The sequence below is a fragment of the Enterococcus rotai genome, assembly GCF_001465345.1.
Taxonomy (GTDB): domain Bacteria; phylum Bacillota; class Bacilli; order Lactobacillales; family Enterococcaceae; genus Enterococcus_L; species Enterococcus_L rotai.
Genome location: NZ_CP013655.1, coordinates 444139 through 469675, shown reverse-complemented (window position 1 = coordinate 469675; position 25537 = coordinate 444139). Strand labels below are relative to the sequence as shown.

27 protein-coding genes are annotated in these 25537 nt (G+C 37.2%); 21 read left to right on the top strand and 6 right to left on the bottom strand.

Going from position 1 to position 25537, the window contains the following annotated elements:
• Positions 1-201: 201 nt before the first annotated feature.
• The 8 genes from ATZ35_RS02230 to ATZ35_RS02195 all read left to right on the top strand — a co-directional run bounded on the left by ATZ35_RS02230 (position 202) and on the right by ATZ35_RS02195 (position 7855).
• A complete protein-coding gene (locus tag ATZ35_RS02230) occupies positions 202-1089 on the top strand; it encodes an SDR family oxidoreductase (protein ID WP_208929223.1) in 888 nt (295 codons plus the stop codon).
• Positions 1090-1120: 31 nt separating this feature from the next.
• Complete coding sequence (locus ATZ35_RS02225) at positions 1121-1555, top strand: DUF2188 domain-containing protein (protein ID WP_208929220.1); 435 nt, start codon at positions 1121-1123, stop codon at positions 1553-1555.
• 188 nt (positions 1556-1743) lie between these two features.
• On the top strand, positions 1744-3795 hold the full coding sequence (locus ATZ35_RS02220) for a BglG family transcription antiterminator (RefSeq protein ID WP_208929217.1): 2052 nt from the start codon (positions 1744-1746) through the stop codon (positions 3793-3795).
• Positions 3792-4073, top strand: a complete 282-nt coding sequence (locus tag ATZ35_RS02215) for a PTS sugar transporter subunit IIB (protein WP_208929215.1) — start codon at positions 3792-3794, stop codon at positions 4071-4073. Before ATZ35_RS02220 ends, ATZ35_RS02215 begins: the two co-directional genes overlap by 4 nt.
• Positions 4074-4098: 25 nt before the next feature.
• Positions 4099-5466 (top strand): PTS ascorbate transporter subunit IIC, encoded by a 1368-nt coding sequence (gene ulaA / locus ATZ35_RS02210; protein ID WP_208929212.1) that lies wholly within the window; start codon positions 4099-4101, stop codon positions 5464-5466.
• Positions 5466-6299 (top strand): transketolase, encoded by an 834-nt coding sequence (locus ATZ35_RS02205; protein WP_208929209.1) that lies wholly within the window; start codon positions 5466-5468, stop codon positions 6297-6299. Before ulaA ends, ATZ35_RS02205 begins: the two co-directional genes overlap by 1 nt.
• The gene (locus ATZ35_RS02200) at positions 6296-7219 is read left to right on the top strand and encodes a transketolase family protein (protein ID WP_208929206.1); all 924 of its coding nucleotides are present in this window, start codon (positions 6296-6298) and stop codon (positions 7217-7219) included. Before ATZ35_RS02205 ends, ATZ35_RS02200 begins: the two co-directional genes overlap by 4 nt.
• Positions 7220-7321: 102 nt before the next feature.
• A complete protein-coding gene (locus tag ATZ35_RS02195; protein WP_208929203.1) occupies positions 7322-7855 on the top strand; it encodes a DNA-3-methyladenine glycosylase I in 534 nt (177 codons plus the stop codon).
• Between the two features lie 188 nt (positions 7856-8043).
• Here ATZ35_RS02195 and ATZ35_RS02190 read toward each other — a convergent pair whose 3' ends face one another.
• A complete protein-coding gene (locus tag ATZ35_RS02190; protein WP_208929200.1) occupies positions 8044-8292 on the bottom strand; it encodes a hypothetical protein in 249 nt (82 codons plus the stop codon).
• 802 nt (positions 8293-9094) lie between these two features.
• On the opposite strand from ATZ35_RS02190, the gene ATZ35_RS02185 reads away from it, so the two are divergent.
• The 5 genes from ATZ35_RS02185 to ATZ35_RS02165 all read left to right on the top strand — a co-directional run bounded on the left by ATZ35_RS02185 (position 9095) and on the right by ATZ35_RS02165 (position 12105).
• Entirely contained in the window at positions 9095-9382 is a 288-nt protein-coding gene (locus ATZ35_RS02185; RefSeq protein WP_208929197.1) for a TIGR04197 family type VII secretion effector, read from the top strand.
• 37 nt (positions 9383-9419) lie between these two features.
• On the top strand, positions 9420-9785 hold the full coding sequence (locus tag ATZ35_RS02180) for a hypothetical protein (RefSeq protein WP_208929195.1): 366 nt from the start codon (positions 9420-9422) through the stop codon (positions 9783-9785).
• On the top strand, positions 9757-11130 hold the full coding sequence (locus ATZ35_RS02175) for an LXG domain-containing protein (RefSeq protein WP_208929192.1): 1374 nt from the start codon (positions 9757-9759) through the stop codon (positions 11128-11130). Before ATZ35_RS02180 ends, ATZ35_RS02175 begins: the two co-directional genes overlap by 29 nt.
• Before the next feature lie 17 nt (positions 11131-11147).
• Complete coding sequence (locus ATZ35_RS02170) at positions 11148-11495, top strand: hypothetical protein (RefSeq protein WP_208929189.1); 348 nt, start codon at positions 11148-11150, stop codon at positions 11493-11495.
• Positions 11496-11583: 88 nt separating this feature from the next.
• On the top strand, positions 11584-12105 hold the full coding sequence (locus tag ATZ35_RS02165) for a PM0498 family protein (protein WP_208929186.1): 522 nt from the start codon (positions 11584-11586) through the stop codon (positions 12103-12105).
• A 124-nt stretch (positions 12106-12229) separates the two neighbouring features.
• Here ATZ35_RS02165 and ATZ35_RS02160 read toward each other — a convergent pair whose 3' ends face one another.
• The 5 genes from ATZ35_RS02160 to ATZ35_RS02140 all read right to left on the bottom strand — a co-directional run bounded on the left by ATZ35_RS02160 (position 12230) and on the right by ATZ35_RS02140 (position 18403).
• Positions 12230-13660, bottom strand: a complete 1431-nt coding sequence (locus ATZ35_RS02160; protein WP_208929183.1) for a 6-phospho-beta-glucosidase — start codon at positions 13658-13660, stop codon at positions 12230-12232.
• 129 nt (positions 13661-13789) lie between these two features.
• Positions 13790-15121 carry a PTS sugar transporter subunit IIC gene (locus ATZ35_RS02155; RefSeq protein WP_010762764.1) on the bottom strand — a complete coding sequence of 444 codons (1332 nt, stop codon included), beginning with the start codon at positions 15119-15121 and terminating at the stop codon, positions 13790-13792.
• A 340-nt stretch (positions 15122-15461) separates the two neighbouring features.
• The gene (locus ATZ35_RS02150; protein ID WP_208929180.1) at positions 15462-15881 is read right to left on the bottom strand and encodes an effector binding domain-containing protein; all 420 of its coding nucleotides are present in this window, start codon (positions 15879-15881) and stop codon (positions 15462-15464) included.
• A 124-nt stretch (positions 15882-16005) separates the two neighbouring features.
• A complete protein-coding gene (locus ATZ35_RS02145; RefSeq protein WP_208929177.1) occupies positions 16006-16779 on the bottom strand; it encodes a MurR/RpiR family transcriptional regulator in 774 nt (257 codons plus the stop codon).
• 115 nt (positions 16780-16894) lie between these two features.
• Positions 16895-18403 carry an amino acid permease gene (locus tag ATZ35_RS02140; RefSeq protein ID WP_208929174.1) on the bottom strand — a complete coding sequence of 503 codons (1509 nt, stop codon included), beginning with the start codon at positions 18401-18403 and terminating at the stop codon, positions 16895-16897.
• 102 nt (positions 18404-18505) lie between these two features.
• Between ATZ35_RS02140 and ATZ35_RS02135 the strand changes: the two genes are divergently transcribed.
• The 8 genes from ATZ35_RS02135 to nirB all read left to right on the top strand — a co-directional run bounded on the left by ATZ35_RS02135 (position 18506) and on the right by nirB (position 25537).
• Positions 18506-18934: a GAF domain-containing protein gene (locus ATZ35_RS02135; RefSeq protein ID WP_208929171.1), complete on the top strand. Its 429-nt coding sequence runs from the start codon at positions 18506-18508 to the stop codon at positions 18932-18934.
• A gap of 9 nt (positions 18935-18943) precedes the next feature.
• Positions 18944-19948 carry a sensor histidine kinase gene (locus ATZ35_RS02130; protein ID WP_208929168.1) on the top strand — a complete coding sequence of 335 codons (1005 nt, stop codon included), beginning with the start codon at positions 18944-18946 and terminating at the stop codon, positions 19946-19948.
• 11 nt (positions 19949-19959) lie between these two features.
• Complete coding sequence (locus ATZ35_RS02125; protein ID WP_208929166.1) at positions 19960-20607, top strand: response regulator transcription factor; 648 nt, start codon at positions 19960-19962, stop codon at positions 20605-20607.
• Between the two features lie 11 nt (positions 20608-20618).
• On the top strand, positions 20619-21356 hold the full coding sequence (locus ATZ35_RS02120) for a sirohydrochlorin chelatase (protein WP_208929164.1): 738 nt from the start codon (positions 20619-20621) through the stop codon (positions 21354-21356).
• Positions 21344-21778, top strand: coding sequence for a precorrin-2 dehydrogenase/sirohydrochlorin ferrochelatase family protein (locus tag ATZ35_RS02115; RefSeq protein ID WP_208929161.1), 435 nt, complete (start codon positions 21344-21346; stop codon positions 21776-21778). The genes ATZ35_RS02120 and ATZ35_RS02115 overlap by 13 nt, the downstream gene beginning before the upstream one ends.
• 120 nt (positions 21779-21898) lie before the next feature.
• A complete protein-coding gene (locus tag ATZ35_RS02110; RefSeq protein WP_208929158.1) occupies positions 21899-22336 on the top strand; it encodes a MerR family transcriptional regulator in 438 nt (145 codons plus the stop codon).
• The gene (locus ATZ35_RS02105; RefSeq protein ID WP_208929155.1) at positions 22336-22893 is read left to right on the top strand and encodes an NAD(P)H-dependent oxidoreductase; all 558 of its coding nucleotides are present in this window, start codon (positions 22336-22338) and stop codon (positions 22891-22893) included. Before ATZ35_RS02110 ends, ATZ35_RS02105 begins: the two co-directional genes overlap by 1 nt.
• Positions 22894-23134: 241 nt before the next feature.
• On the top strand, positions 23135-25537 hold the full coding sequence (gene nirB, locus ATZ35_RS02100; protein ID WP_208929152.1) for a nitrite reductase large subunit NirB: 2403 nt from the start codon (positions 23135-23137) through the stop codon (positions 25535-25537).

The following is a 25537-nucleotide window of genomic DNA, read 5'->3' as shown; positions in this document are numbered from 1 at the left end:
ACTTAAGACCTATTTTTTATAAACAGATGGATTTATACTGTTAATTATAAGGATTTTTAAGTGATAAGCCAAAGAAACCGACTTTTATGAGCAGTTACTCAGCGTATAAACAAATGATTTGTCAGCAGTTATCGTTTGTATTAGGGTAAAAGAGTAAGCTGGTCGTTTTTTATTGGCAGCAAATTCATAGGAGGAATCAAGATGATAGAAAAAATCGAAAATCCGTTAACAAGATTCTACGATGGGAAATTTGAAAAACAATCACAAGAAGCACCCGCGTTACAACAAAAAATGATACCTGTACCTGATTGTGGAGAAACATCCTATAAAGGATCAGGCAAATTAACTGGGCGTAAAGCCTTGATCACAGGTGGAGATTCTGGAATCGGGCGTGCTGCAGCTATTGCGTATGCAAGAGAAGGTGCCGACGTCGCAATCAATTACTTACCTTTTGAAGAAGCCGATGCAAAGGAAGTTAAAGAGTTGATTGAAGCAGAAGGGCGCAAAGCCATTTTGTTGCCAGGTGATTTAAAAGATGAAGCATTTACGCGAAAACTTGTTCATGAAGCTGCTAAAGAATTAGATGGCTTGGATATTCTAGTCCTAAATGCAGGTATGCAGCAAGCTGTGGAGAACATCAAAGACTTATCCACACAACAAATCATGGATACGTATACGACAAATATTATTTCAATGTATTGGGCAGTGCAAGAAGCGTTAGATTATCTGCCAAAAGGCGGTAGTATCATTACCACGACGTCCATTCAAAGTGCTGAGCCAAGTGCAAATTTATTAGATTATGCCGCAACAAAAGGTGCGATCACTTCTTTCAGTAAAGGATTATCAGCGCAATTAGCTTCTTCTGGCATTCGTGTCAATACCGTTGCGCCAGGCCCTATTTGGACAGCGTTACAAATTTGTGGCGGACAACCATCAGAAAAAATTCCTGAGTTTGGACAAAAAGAATCGATTGGCCGAGCTGGACAACCAGTTGAATTGGCTGCTGTTTATGTGTTCCTAGCTTCTAATGATGCAAGTTATGTTACTGGACAAGTCTACTCCATCACAGGTGGTAGTTTCTTTGCTTAATTGAGTTTAGTATTTAAGGAGATGAGTCACAATGCCTTGGGATTTAAAGGATTATCCGAGTTCGTTTAAAAATTTTGAACCTTTGTTAAAAAAGAAAGCCATTGAGATTGCCAACGCGTTAGTCAGTGAAGGGTATCCGGATGACAGGGCGATCCCGATTGCGATTTCTCAATCTAAAAGGTGGCTAGATGAAGCAACGGACACTGAAAAAGCCGATTTTAAGAAAGCGACTGACCCTAAAAAGACAGACAAACACGGTACTAAAAAAATCAATACAGATTTACTAGACAATGATGTCTTAGTTTACTATCAAGAAAATCGATGGTATGTTCAGACAAAACATGCTGAAAAAGCAGTTGATTCATTTGAAACGAAAGAACAAGCGATGGAAAGAGCCAAAGAAATCGCTAAGAACAAAGACTCAAATGTTATTGCCTATAAGAAAGATGAAGAGCCTAATGCTTGATCATGTAAGAGTAGATTTTTAGATAAAATAACAAAATAGCTATGGAGTCAGTAATCATTTGACTTCCATAGCTATTTTGTTATTTTTTTAATTGAGTCCAATCATTTTGAAAACTCAAAAATAGATTAGACCCAACGTTTCTTTAATTTGTAGCGGTTACATTATATAGTGAATACAGGAGGAACAAGATGATTGATTATCGAATGAGTTATCTTATCGACATGTCGCACAGTGTAGGGCACTCCATTCAAGAACTGAGCGAAATGACAGGATTACCTACTGAAACCGTGATTGATCAGTTAGGAAAAATTGATGAGCAGCTGCAGAAATTTTCCTACGAACCGATTTATTGGGAAGAAGGGAAACTCTCTTTTCCAAAGCAAGTAGCTGATAAATGGTTGGAACTTCATTTTGGTAAGTTGGAAACAGAGATTTTCTATTTAGAATATGAAAGACAAGCGCTGCTTTATCTGTTGACGTTTACTGCAGATGAGGATTTATCTGTGTTTCATTATCAAGAATTTTTTCAAGTCAGTAAGAATACGATTTTAGCGGATATCAAAAAGTTACGGAAACACTTAGCTATGCAGCAAATCAGTTTAGACTATTCACGAAAAAAAGGGTTTTATTTATCGGGGAATGAAGAGCAGATTCGGATTCAAGCACATCAGATGGTTGCCAAAGTCATTACATCGGTTTCAGGGAAATGGGGCTTGAAAAAAGGCTTGATCAAGTATTCAAGAACGTTTGAAGCAGACGTTCGTTCATATCTTTTTGAAACAATCAAAGCAAGTGAGTTAGTGATTGTACCAAGCCGAATTGAAGAGACGATTTATTTTATGGCATATGTTTTAAGGCGTGCAAAATCACATTCAATTAAGTTGGATAGACAAGCAAAAGAGACGTTAAAAGAGCTGAATGCGTTCCATGGAAGTCAGTTGTTTTTAGCTAAATTCTCTACTATCTTAGAGCCTGAAAGTGAACAATTTTATTTCACACTCATTTTTATGACGATCACACAAGGAGAAATCCGCGATACTGCGCTGGAATTTTTATTAGAATGTGGAAGCCAAATCATTCATGAGATGGAACGTTTAGCAGCAATCGAATTTAAAGATTATCGAAAATTACTACTCGATCTTTTTTATCATTTGGTGCCAGCTTTTTTTAGAATCAAGTATCATTTTTCGCTAACCAATGTGTTGATAGAAGAAATCAAAGAACAATATGACGAACTATTCGCTTTGACAAAAATAGCGCTACACCCATTAGAGATGCTGACAGGTCAAGCGACCCCTGATGAAGAAGTGGGGTATTTTACGATTCTATTTGGTGGTGAAATTGGGAATCAGCGGGAGTTAAATCGGGTGATCCGTTATAAAGCATTGGTTTTATGTCCAAGTGGAATCAGTTCTAGTCTAATCATGCAATCAGAGTTGAAGGAGCTTTTTCCAACGATTGACTTCAGTTTAACAACAACGGTTGATCAATTAGAAAGTATTGCCGAATCTGAATACGATGTGATTTTTTCGAGTGTTCCGTTAAATACACCAAAGAAAACGTATTTGATCAATCCAATCATGACGCAGTTAGAAAAAAATAACTTGATCCGTCATGTGCAAGAAGAATTATTGATACCAGGAATCGTTGTTCCTTCTATAGATGAAATTATTGAAACGTTATTACCGTATATCGAGTTAAAAAAAGGCATCACCAAAGAAAAAATATACAGAATCTTAAATCGAAAAATGATCAAAAAACTAAAAGTGAAAGAAGATGAGAAGCCAATGCTATCGGAGTTGCTAACGACAGAAATGATCCAGTTGACGGATAAAACATTAACGTGGGAAGAAGCGATTGCTTATGTGGCACAACCTCTAAAAGAACAGGGGAAGATTACAGAGAATTATATTGACGCAATGATTCAAAAGGTGAAAGATTACGGAGCCTTTATTCATATTGGGAAAGGAATCGCCTTACCTCATGCAAGACCAGAAGATGGGGTGAAACAATTAGGGATGTCGCTTTTAAAAGTGGAAGAACCTGTGCTGCTTTTAGATGACCCGAAGCATGAAATCACGATTTTTATCTGTTTAGCAGCGGTAGATAATGAAATGCATTTAAAAGCATTGGCAAGTTTAACGAAGATTTTATCCAACAAAGAGAATTTAGAAAAACTATTAGCAGCAAAAGACCAAGAAACAATTATTCAGTTATTAAAGGAAGGAGAATCATTATGAAAATGGCAGCAGTTTGTGGATCTGGATTAGGATCTAGTTTTATGGTGGAAATGAATATTAACAGTGTGTTGAACGAATTAGGGGTAACAGGAGTTGAGGTGGCCCATTATGATATGGGAAGTGCCACACCGGATTTGGCAGATGTCTTTTTTGTCGGTGGAGATTTAGCAGATAGTGCGCAGCATTTAGGAAATGTAGTTATTTTAGACAGTATTATCGATATGGACGAATTGAGAGAAAAAGTGAAAGCCGTTTGTGGCAAAGAAGGGTTACTTTAAAGTCTAAAGAAGGTGGGAGAAAAATATGAATAGCGTTTTAAATATATTGATCGATATTGCAAGTACCCCAGCAATTTTGGTGGCGTTGATCGCAGTGCTTGGGTTAGGTTTGCAGAAAAAGCCAATTTCAGATGTTGTCCGCGGCGGAATCAAAACGTTTGTTGGATTTTTAGTGGTAACAGCAGGAGCTGGCGTGATCGAAGGGTCACTGGCACCGTTTGGCGAAATGTTCCAACATGCCTTTAATATGCAAGGTGTAGTACCGAATAATGAAGCGATCGTTGCCTTGGCTTTGACAAAATATGGCACATATACAGCACTTATTATGTTAGCAGGAATGGCGTTTAATATTTTGATTGCACGTATTACAAAGTTTAAATATATCTATTTAACGGGTCACGCTACACTTTATATGGCGTGTATGATCGCTGTGATCATGAGTGTGACAAAAATGAGTGCAGTACCGTTAGTTTTAGTTGGTGGTTTGGCGTTAGGATTGGCTAATACGATTTTTCCAGCGATCGCTCAGCCATTTACCAAACAAATCACGAAAAATGATTCAGTGGCTTTAGGCCATACAGGGAACTTTGGCTATGCTCTAAGTGGATTTATCGGAAAATATGTAGGCAATAAAGAAAAATCAACAGAAGATATCAATTTTCCAAAAGGGTTATCTTTTTTACGAGATTCAACCGTTAGTATTACATTGACGATGGGGATTGTGTATACAATTGTCGCGTTGTTTGCAGGAAATGACTTTATTTCTAAAAACCTTAGCAATGGAACAAATTATATTATTTATGCCTTACAACAAGCAGGGATGTTTGCAGCGGGTGTTTTCGTAATCTTGGCTGGGGTTCGTTTGATTTTAGCAGAAATTGTACCAGCGTTTAAAGGAATCTCAGAAAAATTAGTGCCGAATTCGATTCCGGCTTTAGATTGTCCAATTGTTTTTCCTTATGCGCCAAATGCTGTGTTGATCGGTTTCTTAACTAGTTTTGTTGGCGGAATCGTAAGCTTGTTTATTATGATCGCAACAGGTACGACCGTAATTATTCCAGGTGTGGTGCCACATTTCTTCTGTGGCGCGACGGCCGGTGTTTTCGGAAATGCTACAGGCGGTGTACGTGGCGCTGTTGTCGGTTCATTTATTCATGGCGTGATTATCAGTTTTATGCCGATTTTATTGATGCCAGTTATGGGTGATCTAGGCTTTCAAGGATCAACATTCTCCGATACAGATTATGGTGTGACCGGGATTTTTCTTGGGAAACTAGCAGATATGGGCGGTCAAATCGCAGTCGTTGCAGGAGTGTTGGCTGTGTTGGCGTTACTGATCGGTTTAACTGTTTTCGGCAAGAAAAAGACCACTGAAACAAAGGAGGCAGCATAATGAATACACAGAAGTTTGCGGATCAGATTCGTTTTTATACGATGAAGGAATTAGACAATCTAGGCTTTGGTCATTTTGGAGGGAGCTTATCTATTGTAGAAACATTAGCGGTTCTATATGGAAACGTCATGAATGTATCGCCAGAAAAGAAAAATAATCCAGACCGTGATTATTTTGTTCTGTCGAAAGGACATGCTGGACCTGCACTATATGCTACCTTATTTTTAAAGGGATATTTTGATGAAGGATTTCTTTACAGTCTAAATCAAAATGGAACCAATCTCCCTTCACATCCTGATCGAATCAAAACACCTGGTGTCGATATGACCACAGGTTCACTTGGGCAAGGGATTTCCGCTGCAACAGGTATTGCAAAAGGCAATCAATTGTTAGGTAAAAGTAATTATACCTATGCGATCGTTGGAGATGGAGAATTAAATGAGGGTCAATGCTGGGAAGCGTTTCAGTTTGCAGCTCATCAAAAGTTAGATCATTTGATTGTGTTGATCGATGATAACAAGAAGCAGTTAGATGGTTATACCACAGATATTTGTGATCCATTTGATTTTGTTGAAAAAATGCAGGCGTTTGGTTTTAGCAGTTGGCGGGTAGATGGCAGTGATGTTGATGCCATTGAAGCAGCAATCGATCAAGCAAAACAGGTAAAGGGAAAACCAACAGCGATCGTTTTAGATACTGTAAAAGGACAAGGCGTTCCTTATTTGGAGGAGTTAGCTGATAATCACCATATACGTCCAGATGAAGCAGCCAAAGTAGCAATCAAAAAAGCCATTGTAACATTGGCTGGAAAAATCGAGGTGAATCCACAATGAAGGACTTAGAAATGCGGCAAGTTTATACAGAAACCATTTTAGCATTAGCAGAAAAAAATCAGAAAGTTGTCGCTTTAGAAGCAGACCTAGCGAGTTCGATGGGAACGAGCAAATTAAAAGAACAGCTGGGGGAACGCTATATCAATGTGGGAATTATGGAAGCAGAAGAAATGGGGGCAGCTGCTGGTTTGGCGGTTACTGGCTTCACACCATTTATCCATACCTTTGCGCCATTTGCGACTAGACGCTCTTTCGATCAAGTGTTTCTTTCGTTAGGGTATGCCAAAAATCATGCTGTCATCGTTGGGACAGATCCAGGTGTTACAGCTGAAATGAATGGCGGAACGCATATGCCGTTTGAAGATGTTGCGTTGATGCGGGTGATTCCAGGAAATCATATTTATGAGGTGTCAGATCCGTATCAGTTTAAAGCGATTTTAGAGTATGCGCATACAGCAAAAGGGCTGTTCTACATTCGGACGATACGTAAACAAGCAACATCACTTTATACTGGAGAAGAAGATTTCTCTAAAGGATACGTTAAACTGAAAGAAGGAACAGCTGGGACGATTTTTGCGAGTGGGATCATGGTAGAAGAAGCACTTCAGGCAGCGACTGATTTAGAGAAACTGGGGATATCAGTTCAAGTAATCGATTTGTTTAGAATCAAGCCGATGAATGAAGAAATCGTGATTGAAGCAGCTAAAATGGGTCCTATCGTAACCGCAGAAAATCATAATGTGATCGGTGGTTTAGGAAGTGCTGTAGCGGAAATCGTTACGGAAAATCATCCAGTAAAAATGAAACGAATCGGTGTAAAAGAGCAATTTGGTCAAGTGGGTAAACTAGAGTATTTGAAAGAAGTTTATGGTTTGAAAGCTGCTGATATTTCGAAGGCGATGTCTGACTTGCTGAGTTGATTAGATGAATAGAATGGCTAAGAGAAAAACAATAACGTTTTTTTCTTAGCCATATTTTTTTGTGTTATGATAAATGAAACAATGTCAGGATAGGAGAAACAGATGAAAAAGAACCAACCATCGAAATTTGATTGGTATCATAACCAATGGGGCAAACCTACTCATGATGATCGTTTACTTTTTATCTTATTAACAGTAGGAACCTTCCAAGCTGGATTAAGTTGGAAAGCAGCAGCAGGTAAGCTGGATGTGTTTTTGAGAAACTTCCACAATATGGACATTCAAAAGGTGGCTGGTATGATGCCAGACGATGTGGAGAAAATCATGCAAGATCCCGAAATGATCCGCAATCCGAGAAAAATCAATGCGACGATTCAAAATGCTCAAGCGATTTTAGCTGTGCAAAAAGAATATGGCAGTTTTGCTGAATATATGTGGGATTTTGTTGGTGGTGTGCCTCATTTGAATGTATATGAAGAAGCATATGAGGTTCCAAATGTCACACCGTTATCTAAAAATGTAGCCAAAGATATGAAGAAACACGGTTTTACCTTTGTCGGCCCCGTTGTGACGTATATGTTTATGAAAGCTAGTGGCATGATTCAAGATGAGGTGTTGAATCGGGAATTAAAATAGTTTTTACCTTTAATAAGTATTAATCCTAAGTTAGAATCAATCAGTCAGCAGTATCATGAGTAAATGAAGAGTCGGTGAATCAACTAAGAAAAGTGGTGCAACAGTTTTTCTGAGAACTCGGAATAAAAATAAAAGCAACTTGTGTAAACTGTTACGACCTACACAAGTTGTTTTTTTAGAGGCATTACTTATTTTGACTGCACTAGTTTACTCAAATATCCCTCGGTTTCTGACAATAACGCGCCAAATTTTTGATAAACCACTTCAAACATTTCAGCACAAGCCTGCATCTCTCCAGAAGTTCTTGTTTTCTTCCCATCAAGAAAATGACGCATAAAATGCAATGCTTCATGCCATGATTTTAGCTCACGCAAAGTAGCTTTTACAGCCAAAATCTCCTGATAAGTGATTGTGTTAGATTCCTGTGACTTTCCCATGTCTACATTCTCCTAGTCTAAATTTTATTCAAAACCTAACTAGATAGGTAAATAAAAAACAATCAGACCCGCGCCTCATCGTTTTCAATAGACAAAAACCACCGCAAACATCTTGACACAATCTAAAAGAATTTCTCACATAAGGTAGAAATTCAGGCTAAAATTGGGTACAATAAAATATGCTGGTACTTCGGTATTGGCTATCGGCAACTTGTATTGGCAGTTACTGCTGTCTTTACAGGGCCTCATAATTTTGGTTCCCGCCAAAATTGTGAGGTGCCGTTTTTTATGTTCTATCAGGTTGTTGTTACATAATAGGATAGCAACAAAAAAAGATATCGGGAAAATTTCCCAATACCTGTTCATCAATAGTATGAACTAACTTTACTATTTCACTTCTCATCAAATAAAACACGACAAAAAAGAAGCGATCAATGGCACTTGATTTTTGTACAATGAAAGAAGCTAGTTGTAATGCTAGTGACTATTGGCGACTTGTTTGGGCAGTTACTGCTGACTTTACAAGGACTTCAAGTATAAGGTTCCCGCCAGATACTTGAGGTGCCAATGGTTATTTATATGTGATGGAGCTTTATGAACTTTTCCTAGTTCGTAAAGCTTTTTTCGTTGCTATCCTATACCAATAAGTATAAAGAACTTAACATGAATGGTCAATACGAACAAGGGAGAAAAATAGTTGATTTTCCATATAATTTAAATGTATAAAATGTTATATACTTAATTATTATTATAAGATATAATTTATTTTAGGAATTAAAAATAATAAAGGGGTATTAATGGAATGATTGATGTTAATGGCGCAGAAGCACAAAATCAGGCAACTAAGATTGGTCAAGCCAATGATAAATTAACGATTTCGCAAACTGTTACATTTTCCTCTGGTACGACAGTGCCAGGAAATGCTACAGCAACTAGTATTTTTGAAGAATTTAAAACATCTTCCGCAACAATCCAACAACTGTTAAATCGTGATGTAGCGAATATTCACAGCGCTGTTGCAGCGTTTGAACGAGCAGATTCTCAGACTAAAAAATTGTTTGATATGCCGTTTACAGGTTTGATGAAATAGCTAGCTATTGAAGCTTTTAAATTAAGGAGTAGATTGTATGAAAGAGGATGAAATTAGAAAGAAACGAATTGAAAACGAAGAAAAGCAAGAGGAAAATTCTCAGATAAATAGACTGTTAGATCGAAAAATAGAAGAGTGCGGACAATTATATGCAAGTGAGCGAATACATAATGAACGAGTTATTTCTTATTTTCAAAAACAAGAAGAATTTTCTTTTTTTGAAGATATCGTTGAAGATGCTCGCATAGAAGAACGTCGATTTTTTGATGAAATGAATGAGGGACAGGAAATAATAACAAAGGAAAAACGACAATTAGAAGATTATTCAGAAGTACTTTATGAAAAAGAATTGCAAGTGATCAGAGAGGAGGAAGATGCCAATGGTCAAAATGGTGATTGGTGAAGTTCAAACTCAGACAGAGCAGATAAAGTCCTATGGTAAAACTTATAGTCAGGCCTTGGAATCAGTTTCAACTGCAACGCAAGGGATTCAGTTAGCCGTAGGAATGAGTGGAGAAGAAATGGACGCCATAAAATCTTATCTCTCAAGCGTTTATCCAGCCTTATGTAAAGCAGCGATTCTTCATAGTGAGGCAGTTGTACAAGCGAATGAACAATATGTAGAAGCCTACATCTCTCAATGTGGTAGCGAAGATTTAGATTCAGAAGAATTACAAGAGCAAATCGATGAAGCTGACAAACTGATCCAAGGGTTTCAATCCTCAAAAGATAGCTATGCCCGAGCCAAACGAAATTTATCGGACGACAAAGACAAATTAATGGGAATGATTTTTCAAGCTGCGATCAATAGCATGGATGCAGGAATAACCCGTAATCAAGCCAAAAAAGCTAAGATAGAGGAAAAACTTCAAAAATTTCTTGCGTTTTGTGACCAGTCCACGAGCTATTTTGATGGCTTGAATGATACAGGAAACCTGTTAGCAAAAGGAATGCAAGCTTTAGGTGCGAATGGAAACGGCAGTATTGGTCCTGGGAGTTGGAATGGCAAAGGCTTCTCATTAAATGATACCTCTTGGATCAAAGACGTTAATCTAAGATGGACAGAGCGAGAATTCAAGAATACGAACTATGAAGTAAAAATTAGGATGGATGAATTTGGAAACCCTACTTATGAAGTGTATAAAAATGGTAAACTTGATTCTGAGGCAACGTTAGAGTATATTGCATTGATGGCGGAACTTCGTTTAAGAGAGTTAGATAATTTCTTGAACAGTCCTATTGGAAGAGTTTACACAACGGTTTTAGGGATGTCATTTCTCTATGGTGGAGCTAAAATTATTGTTAAAGGAATCGTAGACTTAGGGAATGGTCTAGCTATGGCATATGGAATGGATGCGGCAACTGGGCAACTGATTCCTGTTCTTGTTAGAACGGATGGATTGGTTATTTCTGAGGTGATTCAATCTGTGTCGGCGGGTGTAGCGCAGGTTGTTACTGGAATAACTGTTAATGCTTTTGGCGAACTGAGTACAGGTGATTTGACTCCAGGAGGTAGATCACTTTCTACACATGGAGCAGAGCGAGCTAACGAAAGAGGGTTTACTCCGGAAACAATTGATTCTATCATTGATAATAATATGAAGAATAGGTCATCTAGAATAGACGAGCTTGGTAGAAAAACATGGGAATATATAGATCCTAGGGGGAATAAAGTTGTAACTAATGAATGGGGAGGAATAATCTCAGTTCACTCACCTGCTCCAGGAGGAGTATATATACCCAAATAGTAAAAGGAGCTAAAAAAATGGATCAGATTTTTAAAAAAATCGTAAAAGAAATAGATCATGGATATGAATCTGGAATTGGTGCAGAGATTAATTCGTTTATGACATATCAAAAAGAAAATATAAATGATTATCAGTTAAGCTTTAATGAAAACGAAGAATACTTTTCCCTAGATATAACTTTAGCCAATTTAAATAAAATAGCAGTTAAACAGCTCTTTTTTCAGCTAATGCTATTTATTGAATATTCACATGCAACATTTTACACATTCAATCAAGGTGTTGGTGAAATAAGCTATGAAGTAACCTCTTATAACAATAATAAAAAGGGTTTTTTATTGAAAATTAAATTTATTTCGTTGGCTTAGAGAAAATCTTTAAATAGGTGGGGAAATTTGATTTTTAGCTAGTGGTACAAAGCAATTTCTAATTGGAAAAAGAATTTTGGAGAATAAAATGATAACAAATAATGTAATGAAGAAAATAATTAAAAATGTAAACAATAAAAGTAACGAAGAAAAAGTCAGTGTATCTGTCAAAGAATTGCAGGAAGCTTTTAATATTTCAATAGAAAAACTCTATGGTTGTTTAATATTATCAGATAAAAAAACGGCTATATCAAAAGAACAATTTAACCAAGCGGTACTTTCATACGGAGATAAGACAGGATATGAAGCAAGTATCAATGAGCGGAGAATAATTGATTTTTTTGATATCCCACTAACTGTAAGTGAGCAGTATAAAATTGGACGGCTATATGTACAATGTTTAAATAATAGGATATCGCTGATGACAAATAATAAACTAGTATATTTATTTGATTTTAATGATGACATTTTAACTGTTCGTTTTCACCAATTAAGAAAAGGTGAAGGGGTTTTCTTTGGAGATGATCTTCACCAGTTTATAGAACCTGTAGGAGTCTTAATGAGTGACGAACTATCTCCTAATATAATTGAGAATAAAGAAGTTGATTAGAAATATACTATGTAAAAGCTATTCTCCACTAAAAAATAAAGGATTAAAACTTTAATTAAATGAAAGGGTAAACTAAAGTGTATAAGCACAATTTAGTTTACCCTATTTTTACATCCTAACCTTCTTACAACTTTTCGCCATTACTCTTAATCACTTGCTGATACCAATCAAATGACTTTTTCTTAGATCGCTTCAACGTCCCTTGCCCTTCATTATCCTTATCCACATAAATAAAACCATACCGTTTCTTCATCTCACCAGTCCCCGCAGAAACTAAATCAATAAAGCCCCAAGGCGTATAGCCAATCAATGGAATCCCATCAAACTCAACCGCTTCTTTCATCATTTCAATATGAGCTTTCAAATAATCAATACGATATTGATCATTGATCGTGCCATCTGCTTCAATTTCATCAATGGCACCAAAGCCATTTTCCACAATAAACAAAGGCAATTCATAACGTTCATTAAACCAGTTCATGGCATAACGCAAGCCTAACGGATCAATTTGCCAACCCCAGTCAGAGGCTTCTACATAAGGATTCTTGACTAAATCTTTTGACTCATCATAATCAAAAGCAGGGCCTTTTTCATGATCTTTAATCGCAAATGACATATAGTAACTAAAACCGATATAATCCACACAACCATGGGTTAAATCAGTCAAATCTTGTTCCGTAATATCCAAATCAAAGCCTTTACGAGCCAAATAGTTTTCCATAAAGCTAGGATAATGACCTCTCACATGAACATCTGTAAACCAGTACCGTTTTTGCATCGCACTGACCGACATCATCATATCTTTTGGATCACAGGAATAGGGATAAATGGGACACATCGCAATCATACAACCAATTTGAAAATCAGGATTGATTTCATGACCGATTTTTACCGCTTGGGCACTGGCTACTAGTTCATAGTGAGCCGCTTGATACATGATTTTTTCACGATCTTCCCCTTCTTGGTATTTGATACCAGAGTTGGTAAAAGGAGCAAAGTCTTCAGCGTAATTCGCTTGGTTATTGATTTCATTGAAGGTCATCCAATACCTAACTTTATCTTTATAACGATCAAAACAAACACGGGCAAACTTCGCAAAGAAATCGATCATTTTACGATTACGCCAACCACCATACTCGGTTACTAAATGATACGGCATTTCAAAATGAGATAAAGTGATTACAGGTTCGATCCCATATTTTAAACATTCATCAAACAAATTATCATAAAACTGTAATCCTTCTTCATTCGGTTCTGCTTCGTCACCATTGGGGAAAATCCGGGTCCAAGCAATCGATGTTCGGAAACAATTTAGCCCAAGGTCTGCGAATAATTTTACATCTTCTTTATAATGATGGTAAAAATCGATGGCTTCATGGTTGGGGTAATTTTCCCCCTGCAACACACCATCTGTAATTCTTCTAGGAACACCGTGAGCGCCAACCGTCATCACATCAGCAACACTAACACCTTTACCACCTTGGTCCCAACCACCTTCTAATTGATGAGCGGCAACTGCACCACCCCAAAGGAAATTTTCTCTTAAAATTGACATGTGATCTACTCCTTACAACCTTACTATTTTTTTGACGAAATACTTTATTATCCCTGCACAGCTAGGAGGAATCATTTGAACGGAATCAGCTGTGCAGGAATGTTTAAGTCAGTTTAGAACGGATTTTTTTTAAGCTTCTGCTTCAATTTCTTCTAAGACTTCTTCTGTAATGGGTTGATTTGTTTCTTGTGCATAATTGATTGCATCCATTTTTCTAGCAAATGGTAAGTAGATGAAGAAACCTAACGTTAAGACAAATGCTTGTAGTAACGCTGCTTGCCAACCTCCGACTAATAATCCGGAAATGATTGGAGGCGTTGTCCAAGGGACTTGAACCGCTGTAAATAGTGGAACTAAACCAGTATAGAGTGCAAAATACGTAATAACAGATGAAACAACAGGTGTTAAGATAAACGGAATCGCCATAATTGGGTTCATAACGATCGGTGTCGCAAAAGTAATTGGTTCATTGATATTGAATACAGCAGGACCAATCGATAAACGACCTAATTGTTTGAACTGCGCAGATTTAGCAAAGAACACCATATAAACGACTAAGCCAAGTGTCATCCCAGCACCAGTCACCGTTAAAAATTGATCTAAAAATTGTTGGGTTACGATATGACCACCATTGGCAACAGTTAATTCTTTCCCAGCTTTTAAAATATCTGTGTTTTCTAAAGAGTTCGCTTGTAAGATCGGTCCCATGATCCCACCAACAATGGTTGAACCGTGAACACCAAAGAACCAGAATAAGGGAACTAAGAAACCAAGGACTAAGGCGCCGCCTAATGAGTCCGTCACACCTTGAAGTGGAGATTGTAAAACATCGTAAATGAAATCAAAGAACGTTGTGTTAAAGACTTTATCAAAGAAAATATAAACAAACATTGCGCCAGTAATTAATGCTGCCGCTGGAATTAAAGCTGTAAATGAGTTCGCAACATTTTCAGGAACTGCTTCAGGTAATTTGATCCGAATATCGTGACGTAAGAACCAGCTGTAAACCCAGCCGACGATCAATCCAACGATGATCGCTGTGATCATCCCTTTACCAGCAGTCCAGTCTTTATTGATAACATTGCCAATTGTTACACCACTGTCTAAATCAGTAACACCTGGTGCCATAAATAAAATAAAGACAACGAGTGAAATCATTCCGGCAGGTAATCCTTCAAAGCCTTCTGTTTTAACATAAGAATAAGCGATCCCGATCACGGCAAAGATAGACATGATCGCAAAAGAGGCACCATACGCCTGATTAAAGTAAACAACTAGACCACTATCTGTGATCCATTTTGCTACAGATTCAATAGGTAAGTTTGCTAATAATAGAAAAATCGAACCGACGATCGTAAAGGGCATCGTGTATAACATACCATTTCTTAATGCTGTAATCGCTTTAGTATTAACGAATTTTAACACGGGTGGTAGAACTTTTTCATTGATCCATTCATTCATTCTAAACCTCTCCTTTGGTTAACTAAAGTAACGGAAAATAAGTGCTTGTAGTAGTATTTCAATAGAGCGGCCGCTCTGATTTTAATCTACTGAATACGTTTACATATTTAATATAAAAGAATTTCAACTAAATTCCTATAGCTTGAGCATGTTGAGAAACATGTACCAAGTAAAAAAACAAAATAGATAAAAAAGTAGTTGAGACAAAAGTCGATTAGATTTGAGCAATACAAAAAGCGAACAATACATCTTTTGTATTGCTCGCTTTTTATGAAATCGTCGAAGAACCTGACTTTTGGCTGCCTTTTATCAAGTTTTGTCCCGCACTCAAGTTGCTATTTTATTTACTAATTGCAGGTAATTTTAGTGTGATTTTCCCATGTTCAAAATCGATCAGCTGAATATTATTTGTTCCGCCGATTCCATACTCGCTTGATTGGTAAAGTTCACCGTAGCATGCGCCGATAAATTGATCGATGTCTGCTAATGTTTCCCAAGGTCCGACGAAAACAGCATAGTCGCCAGCTGCTATCTCAAATGTTCGATTGCCTTCGCTATTTTCGATCAAGTACTTATACGTTCCATTACTTCCATCAGGATCATTGATAATGATGGCTCGTACACTATTTAATTCAGTCGGTAATATTTCTAGCTTCTGATTATTCACCTCAATAAAATCTTCAGGTGTTTTAGGAATAGCAAATTTGTATTGTCTTCCAGTGAGGACTTCATTGTCCAAATGTTCGATAGTAAATGTCATGAATCGTCACGCCCTTTCATCGGGGTCATTCGTCTTGAAAGTAAGACAGACCTTTGAACAAACAATAGCAATGCCCGTACATTTTGTCAAAGTTTCAGCATAAAAAAGAATTGATAGCGGGTGTTTATTGAGCATCGTCTTTTAGCGGATTCTTTTCAGCAAATTCTTTACTTGCTTGATGAGCAAGCAATTCAATCAATGCAATCACAGGAATCTGTGTAGTGATATTAATATATGGATCAGCATAAACGGAGCGCTCGTCTGGCATATAATACGAAATATTGTAATCCGCTAAACGCGAAATAGTGGAATGTTCATCGTTCGTAATACTTAAAATTTTAGCTCCGGATCGTTTGAAGTCAGTGACTTGTTTGATCACTTCCGTCGTTTCTCCTGAAACGGACAGAATAATGGCTAACGTATTTTCAAAGCCACGTTGGGGGATCGGTGTAAATGGATCTCCGATACTGTAAGCATTGATTCCCATATTCGCAAAATAGCGGCTGCCGTAAGTACCGAGAATACCACTTGTGCCAATGCCTGAAAAAACAATGTGGCGGGCAGAAGCAATCATCGTGATCGCAGGTTTTAGTGTTTCGAAATAGGTTTGCTGATTGATCCGTTTTAAAAAAGAATCAACATGGATCGTAGCATCATAATACTGTTCAAACGATTGTTCTTGCAGTTTTTCATCCTTTTTTAAGGCGTATTTTAATTCTGAGAAACCATCAAAACCCATCTTAGAACAGAATCGCAAAATAGTTGAGGTAGACACATGACAATCAGCAGAAAGTTGCCGAATCGTTAATTTAGGAACACTGTTCATATGTTCTAAGATGTATTGATAAACTAACATTTCTAGTTCATTCAAAGATTGAACTTTTTCTAAATCGAACAAAAAAATCCCTCCTGCACAAAAGATAGCCATTCTTTCTTTTTAGAGAAAAAACAGAAAATAACTTATCTTATATTGTACAGGAAAGGACGGCATTTCGCTTGTTATTACTATTTTTTTAAGCATCAACATAGTGTTTTCTGTTTTTCTTATGAAATCGCTGATAAAGCAAGTAACCAATTAATGCAAATAACAATGGCCCGACCAATAATGTCAGACTTTGCAGGTAATTTCCTTGAGAAATAGGTTGATAGAGTTGAAACCCAATCGCTAAGGTAATACTGATGATCACGCTACGGCTGATCAATGAACCGTTGCGTTTTGACTGGATCAAAGCAGAGGTCGGTTCTTGTTCCAATTGTTTTTTCTTAAAAGCAGGATAGGCAAGTGCGACTAATAAATAAGGAATCGCTCTAGAAATATTGGTCATCAATGTCAATTGATTATACAACAACACCACATAGTTGCTGCCAAAACTGATTCCTAAAATAAACAAACTGATCAATACACCCTGAATCAACAAGGCGTAAATCGGCATATCATGTTTGTTTTTTTGTTTCAGACGAGGATGCCAATAATGTTTTGGCGTGCCTTCTACTAGCGTTCGAATCGGCAAATAAAAAATCGTCGATAATAAGCTGATATAAGAGAGCAATAAAGTTAAGGCTGTAAACCGAATAAATAATTGGGACAACCATTGTGTTTGGATCGGTGATAACGCCAAAGAGTGACCAACAGAAATACCCAGATTTTCCATCAATTCATACATTAAATTTCCTAAATGAATACTGCTATTCTCTTTTAAACTAGCTAAATCAGTACTGCCACTCCATAAAAGAATCCCTAAAAAATAACAAGTGACTACTAAAATACTGCTTAGGATCAATAATTTTGGAAATCGTGTTTTTTGTTTCCCCGTTTTATCAACCAGACTTGCGATCGTATCCAACCCACCAAAAGCTGTGATCGCAAAAATCAAAAAGGCAAATTGCTCAATTAGTGTTTGACCTGATGAGGAGTTAGTTTGACCACCTTTAAAGCTAGAGGCTAAATTGGGCAGAATGGCTCCCTGATGATTAAGCCATAACCATAAATTACTACCCAAACTAACGAGAATCAAAATCGACATCAAGACACCGCTCAAATATAACACAGAAGCAATACCTTTAAAGCCTTTACTGACGAAAAATAAGGTTGCCAAAACGGCTAGAATCGATAAGAGACCTATCAAAACAGGTGTAGAAAAATAAGGAAGCAAACTACTTTTTTTCGTTAAATCTTGACCGAAAAGTAAAATAGATGAAGGAATCCATAATTTCATAAATAAACTGATCATCCAGATAAAATAACTACAGTACCATAAAAAAGCAGCGATAAACGCAACTTTTTCTGAAAGATGTTCCGCTAACCATTGGTATAATCCACCGATATGATTTTTATAAACCCCTGTAAATTCTGCTATAATGATAGCGTAAGGAATAAAGTAAAAAAGAGCAGCGCCGATAAAATAAGGAAACGCCTTGATTCCCATCAAGAAAAACGCTGTTGTCATACTAGAAAAAGAAAAAACAGTCATGGTAATGATCATGACCAAACGTTTAGGACTAAAAGTAGTGGTTGTTTTCATATAAAAATCCTTCTAAAATTAAGTTGATGTTGGCTTAAGAATAAGAGAAGTTCCAACAGAAAACAACCTTTTTATTAATAATTAGGGAATAGGAGTAGTCAAATGACGGATCAGATGCAACAAGCAATCGATCAAATCAAAGTAGATTTAAAAGTGGACTTTGTCGCATTAGCTCTTTCTACTGTGAATGAAATCACTAAAATTCGAGTGATCCGCTGGAGGTATGTAGCGGGAAATACGAATCAGAATTACAAAAAAATTCGCTTACAAGTTGGCAAAGGCATCGGTGGAATCGTTTGGCGAACAGGTCGACCGTATCAAGCAACAGACTTACAAAAACAACCAGAAAAATTAGTAGAACTGCCAATCACACGAATGGAAAAGTTAGAAACGATCATGGCATTTCCAGTAGTGGAAAAAGGGGAAGTAAAAGGTGTTCTATTACTTGGCTACCGTAAAAAAACGACTGTTACAGAAGAATTTTTGAGTGCTGCTAAAGGTAAAGCAAATGAACTCATTGTTTATTTATAGGGGAAAAAGATGGAAAAAAATGCAATGGAAACACTTTTTGAAGAAGCAAAAGATAGTTTATTTCTAATTGAAGAAAACAACTGTGTCAGATATAACAAAGCGGCGGCTAAACTAAAGATAGACTATTCATTTACTATAGAAAAAGTCTTGGATATTGCTAGAGGTGAAGGCTGCATGCTTCATACCACCATGGAAAAATGCCTTGATTGTGAAGTCAAAACGGATTGGGATCAGACTGCTTTTCCCTTAGTTTTAGAAGATATCAAAGGCAAACAAGAACAATTTAGCGGCAGCTACACTGTGATTGACCACCAAGCATCCTTATTAAGTATCCGCCGTGTCGCTGTTCAAGATCGTTTGCAGCAGGTCATTCAAAATAAACGGTTGATCGAATATGTCAATCAGGCTCATGAAAATGAACGTCGTGCGATTTCACAAGAATTACATGATGGATTAGCCCAAAGTATTTATAGTTTGATGCTGGAAACTAGGCAGTTACAGTGGAGTGGAGAATCAGATGATTTATCCGCTAAATTACAAAAAATCGATGAAGATTTTGTTGCGTTACTTGGTGAAGTGAAACAACTCGCGGTTGATTTACGTCCAACTGCTTTGGACGATTTAGGTCTGATTCCAGCGATTGAAGCGTTATTACATCGCTTAACAGAGACAACTGGTGTGGAAATTCATTTTATTCCGATAATCGAAAATAGGCGATTTGCGGAAAGTGTGGAAGTTATCACCTATCGCGTATTGCAAGAAAGTGTGATGAACAGTGTGAAGCATGCTGATGTAAATGAATTGTGGGTAACATTAAGTGTACAAGACAATCACTTAGTACTTACTGTTCGAGATCATGGCAAAGGATTTGATCTCCACAAAGTAAATGCGCACAGTCGTGGATTAGGTCTTTTACATATGCAAGAAAGAGCTGAATCAATCGGTGGTCATTTAAGTATTCAGTCAGAAGAAATGGAAGGAACGACGGTGACGTTAGGGTTGCCTATCCAATAGGAGGCGGGAAGATGAATATTATAATAGCGGATGACCATGCCGTGGTTAGAAGTGGGTTACGGTTATTACTTGAATCCCAAAAAGGTATTACGGTTGTAGGCGATGCGGCAGACGGTACTGAGGCTTTTTTGCTCCTTGAAAAATATCCAGTCGATGTCGTGTTGATGGATATGCGTATGCCGCCTGGAGAAAATGGTCTTCAGACAACCCGTCGTATCAAAGAGCATTTTCCAGAAATAAAAACGATTATTTTAAGCATGCATGATGAAGAAGAATATGTTCGCACAGCATTAGAATACGGCGCAAAAGGTTACATTCTTAAAAGTTCACAGGATATTGTCTTATTAGAAGCAATCCAACAAGTAATCAATGGAAATATTGCAATCGATCCTTTGTTCGGTGAGTATAATAAGGAACGTTGGTATAATAATACAGATATAGCTGAAAAAGATGCAAAGTATGAACGTCTATCAAAAAGAGAACGAGAAGTCTTGCCTCTGGTTGCTTTAGGTTATAGTAACAAAGAAATTGCAGAGCGTTTATTTATATCTGTGAAAACAGTTGAAGTGCATAAATCTCATGTAATGAAAAAACTAGAGTTTGAAACGTTTAGCAAATTATTGCAATATAGTATGAAACATCAATTAATCGACTTATGAGGTGAGAAAAAATGATCGGAATTCTTTATGTATTTCATGGCAGTCAGAAAGCTGAAAAAAATCAAGCAGCAATGGATTTTATTAATCAATTAAAAATAAAACTCGATCCAACGGTCTACCAAGCAACAGCTTTTTTAGAAAATCATTCTAATACGATTCCCAATGTTGCTAAAGAAATGATCCAAAACGGAGTCACTAAAATGATTGTTGTCCCCGTGTTATTATTTGCGGCGAAGCATGCTTTAGTCGATATCCCAAATGAACTTGAAACAGTTAAAGAGCAATATCCAGATGTTCAGTTCAAGCAAACGGAAACCTTCGGCAGTAAAAGTGGTAGCCGTCAAGTATTGTTGGAACGATTCCAAGAAGTAGCGGCGGAGTATCCAGATGAACAACTAGTAGGCATTTTAGTCGCGCATGGTACAAAACAAACGGATGAACCACAACAAGTATTAACGGAGATTGCAGCTGAAATCCAACAACAAGTCGGTTTTTCCATTATCCCAACAAGTTTGAAAGGGCCGGAAGACTACTTAGAAGATATCAAAAAACAAGTATCAACGGATCAAAAAATAGTGATTGTTCCTTTCTTTTTATTCGATGGACATTTGATTACGATCATGAAAAATAAACTGAAAGAAGCGTTCCCTAAAACGGATTTTATCCTCACAAGAACACTGGAATTTGATTCACGAATTTTAACCGATTTAGAAGGAATTGTGAAAGAGGCTATTACATGTATCCAGTAATGCTTGATTTAACGGGGAAGAAAATCGTGATCATCGGCGGTGGCCGAATCGCATTACGAAAAACCATTGCGATTTTAAACGCTAAAGGACAAGTAACACTTGTTGCACCAACTTTTTTAGAGGAATTCAATGAATTAGAAAATATAAAGCTGATTAAAGCAACCTACATGGCTGAGTATATCAAAGAAGCCCATCTAATTTTTGCTTGCACAGATTCCAAAGCCATCAATCAGAAAATCGTTAACGATGCATCAGAATCTCAATGGGTCAATGACTGTAGTCAGAAAGAGAACAGTGATTTTTATAATATGAGTACAATCGAATCTCAAGATTATTTGATAGCGTTGTCTTCTTATGGAAAACAGCCAAAAGCCACAAAGAAATTAAGAGACTGGTTGATCAATGTTCTTGAAAAAAGATGAACAGTTTTTATAGGTACTAGGCTACTTTGCTTATTTTAGCGAAGTGGCTTTTTTTGTTGACATTGTTCTTTAGTGCAATGTTAAGATGCAGTTAGATCAATAAAAAAAGGAGTTGAGAGAATGTACAAAATGAAGGATGTAACCAGCGAAATGACTATTCCACTTTCGACGATCAGATATTATGAACGTCAAGGAATTGTTATAGGAAAACGGCAAGAAAATGGCTATCGAATTTTTGATGAAGCAGATAAAATTTTATTAGAGTACTTAATCGTTATGAAGCACGTAGGTTTTTCCGTAGAAGAAATGAAAGAATTATTGAATTTTTTGAAATTTCCAGAAAACGATGAATGCAGTGAACGCTCTGAACAGCTTTTGACTAAAAAAGAAGCTGAAATCAAACAAAAGATCAAACACGAAAAAATGGTTTTAACATTGATCAAAGAGTTGAAGCCTAAGATCATTGCGAAAGAATATGAACAGTATGAACCAGAAATCAACAAGAAAATCAGTGATATTTATCAAGAAATCAAGCAGTCGAAGTTAGGAGAGAAGTGATGATAACAACCATTATTTATGCTCATCCATGGGAAGGTAGTTTTAATCATGCCATTTTGAGCAACTTAATAACACGTTTAAAAAACGAGCAAAAAGAATATCAATTAATTGATTTAAATAAAGACCAGTTTAATCCTGTTTTTTCGGAAAAAGATCTCGCCTTATTTTCTAAAGGAGACACAACAGATCCTCTTGTTAAACAGTATCAAAAAATGCTGGGAGAAACGAGCGAGCTATACATTATTGCTCCGACATGGTGGTATGAATTTCCTGCAATCATCAAAGGTTTTTTCGATAAAGTGATGTTGAAAAATAGTGCATATGATGACTCAGGACTAAGTTTAAAAGGGTTGTTTACTAATATAAAAAAAACGACGATACTCAATACAGGAACAGCGCCCAAATGGTATCTAACAGTTGTAAAAGGGAATTATGTTAAGTCTGTTTTTATTAAAGGAACACTGAAAGATGTTGGTATTAAAAATGTGAAATGGAAATACATCGATGTAAAGACTGCATCAAAAAACAAAAGAGAACAATTTCTAGCCAATATTTAAACGGTGATCATAGTGAAAATAGCAATCAATTGTCTTAACTAAGAGGAGGAATTTACTTAGTTTAGGACAGTTGATTTTTTTGTTGGAAAAGCAGCATAGCCATCAATTCAAACAGTATTGGTAAATTAGCAAAGTTATTAGGTAATTCCCTAATAGCCACCATCTGTCATTCTTGCTATTCTAAAAAAGACAAATCATCGACTATATTGCTCAAAAAATCACAAAGGAGAGTTTACATAAAATGAAAGAAAAGCTTGTCTTAATTGGTAATGGAATGGCTGGTGTCCGTACGATCGAAGAAATCCTAGACCGAGATCCTGATCGCTATCAAATCACGATCATCGGAGAAGAAAAATACCCGAATTACAACCGGATCATGCTCAGTAATGTCTTACAAAAGAAAATGACCGTTTCAGAAATCATCACGAATCCGCTTGAATGGTATGAAGAAAATCAGATTGAGTTGATCAATCATGATCCAGCCGTTCATATGGATACGACGAATAAAAAGATCACGACACAATCAGGGAAAGAAATTTCTTATGATAAATGTATTTTAGCTACAGGTTCTAGAGCATTTATCTTACCTGTTGACGGTGCTCAACTACCTGGTGTTGTTGGATTTAGAACAATCGATGACACAGAAAATATGCTTGAAGCATCTCAAAAATACCAAAAAGCCGTCGTGATCGGTGGCGGTCTACTTGGCTTAGAAGCGGCCAAAGGATTGCTAGATCAAGGAATGGACGTGACAGTTGTCCACTTGGAAAAATGGTTGATGGAAACACAATTAGATGAAAAAGCAGGTAAAATGCTGCAAGCCGATTTAGAAAAACAAGGGTTGAAGTTCTTGATGGAAAAAGCTACCCAAAAAATCCTTGGTGACAATCGTGTTACTGGTTTAGCTTTTAGTGACGGAACGACGATTGAAACGGATATGGTCGTAATGTCGATCGGGATTCGCTCAGAAACAACACTAGCAAGAACAACAACGATCGAAGTGAACCGTGGAATCGTTGTGGATGACTTTATGAAAACAAATGTCCCAGATGTTTTTGCTGTAGGGGAATGTGCGGAGCATAACGGCAATGTGTATGGGTTAGTCGCACCCTTATTTGAACAAGGAAAAGTCTTAGCGGATGTGTTGACAGGTAAAGAGGCGAAACCTTATCAAGGTAGTACCACTTTTACTTCGTTAAAAGTATCTGGCTGTGATTTGTATTCAGCTGGGAATATCAGAGAAACAGAAGGGATCAACAGTATCGAAGCGTTTGACGGCATCAATTATACGTATAAAAAGATTTTTGTGAGAGAAAATCAAGTGGTCGGTGTTGTTCTTTATGGCGATACAAGTGAAGGAAATCGGTATTATAATATTTTGAAGAAAAATGAAAGTATTGAAGAATATACGCCTGTCTCTTTACTACATATGGTTGGTGAAGAAGCGAGTGCTGATGTTAGCGAATGGCCGGATGATGAAGTGATCTGTGGCTGTAACGGAATCGATAAAGGAACCATCATGACGGCAATCAATGAAAAAGACTTGACCTCAGTGGCAGATGTGACCAAACATACCAAAGCTGGCGGATCTTGTGGGAAGTGTAAATCAGTGATTGGCGATGTTTTAGCTTATGCATTAGGTGGTGAAGTAGTGTCTGCACCAACAGGAATTTGTGGTTGTACGGATTTAACCAGAGATCAAATCGTCACACAAATCTATGCGAAAAAATTGACCTCATCAGATGAAGTTTACCGAGAATTGAATTTTACCAATCCAGAAGGGTGTCCTAAGTGTCGACCTGCAATCAACTTCTATTTAAATGTTGCTTGGCCTAAGGAACACGAAGATGAAAAAGAGTCTCGTTATGTGAATGAACGACTATACGCGAACATTCAAAACGATGGTACGTTTTCTGTGATTCCAAGAATGCGCGGTGGAAAAACTAACCCTCAACAATTACTGTTGATTGCCAAAGTTGCAGAAAAATACGATGTACCGATGGTCAAAGTAACAGGGAGCCAAAGAATTGGTTTGTATGGTGTGAAAAAAGAAGACTTACCAAAAATTTGGGAAGAATTGGATATGAAGGCTGCAGGAGCCTATGCGAAAGCGGTTCGCTCGGTCAAAACATGTGTAGGTGCTAATTTCTGTCGATTTGGTACACAAGATTCAATGGGTCTTGGAATCAAATTGGAACAACGATACGAGTTTATCGATACACCACACAAATTTAAAATGGGTGTTTCTGCTTGCCCAAGAAGCTGTGTGGAAAGTGGCGTGAAAGATTTTGGAATCATCGGCGTAGAGAATGGCTTCCAAATCTATATTGGTGGAAATGGTGGAACGGAAGTGAAAGAGGCTGTTTTACTGACCACGGTTGAAACAGAACAGGAAGTCATCGATATTTGCGGAGCAATGTTACAGTATTATCGTGAAACAGGAATTTATGCAGAACGGACTGCGCCGTGGATCGAGCGCATAGGCTTTGAAGTAGTGAAGGAAGTTTTGTTAAATCCTGAAAAACGTCAAGAACTATTAGCTGCCTTAGATCAAGCGGTCGAAGGACGTCGTGGTAATCCTTGGGATGAAGTTGTAGAAGATAATAAAACACGCCAAGAATTATATACAGTGGGGAGAGCATAA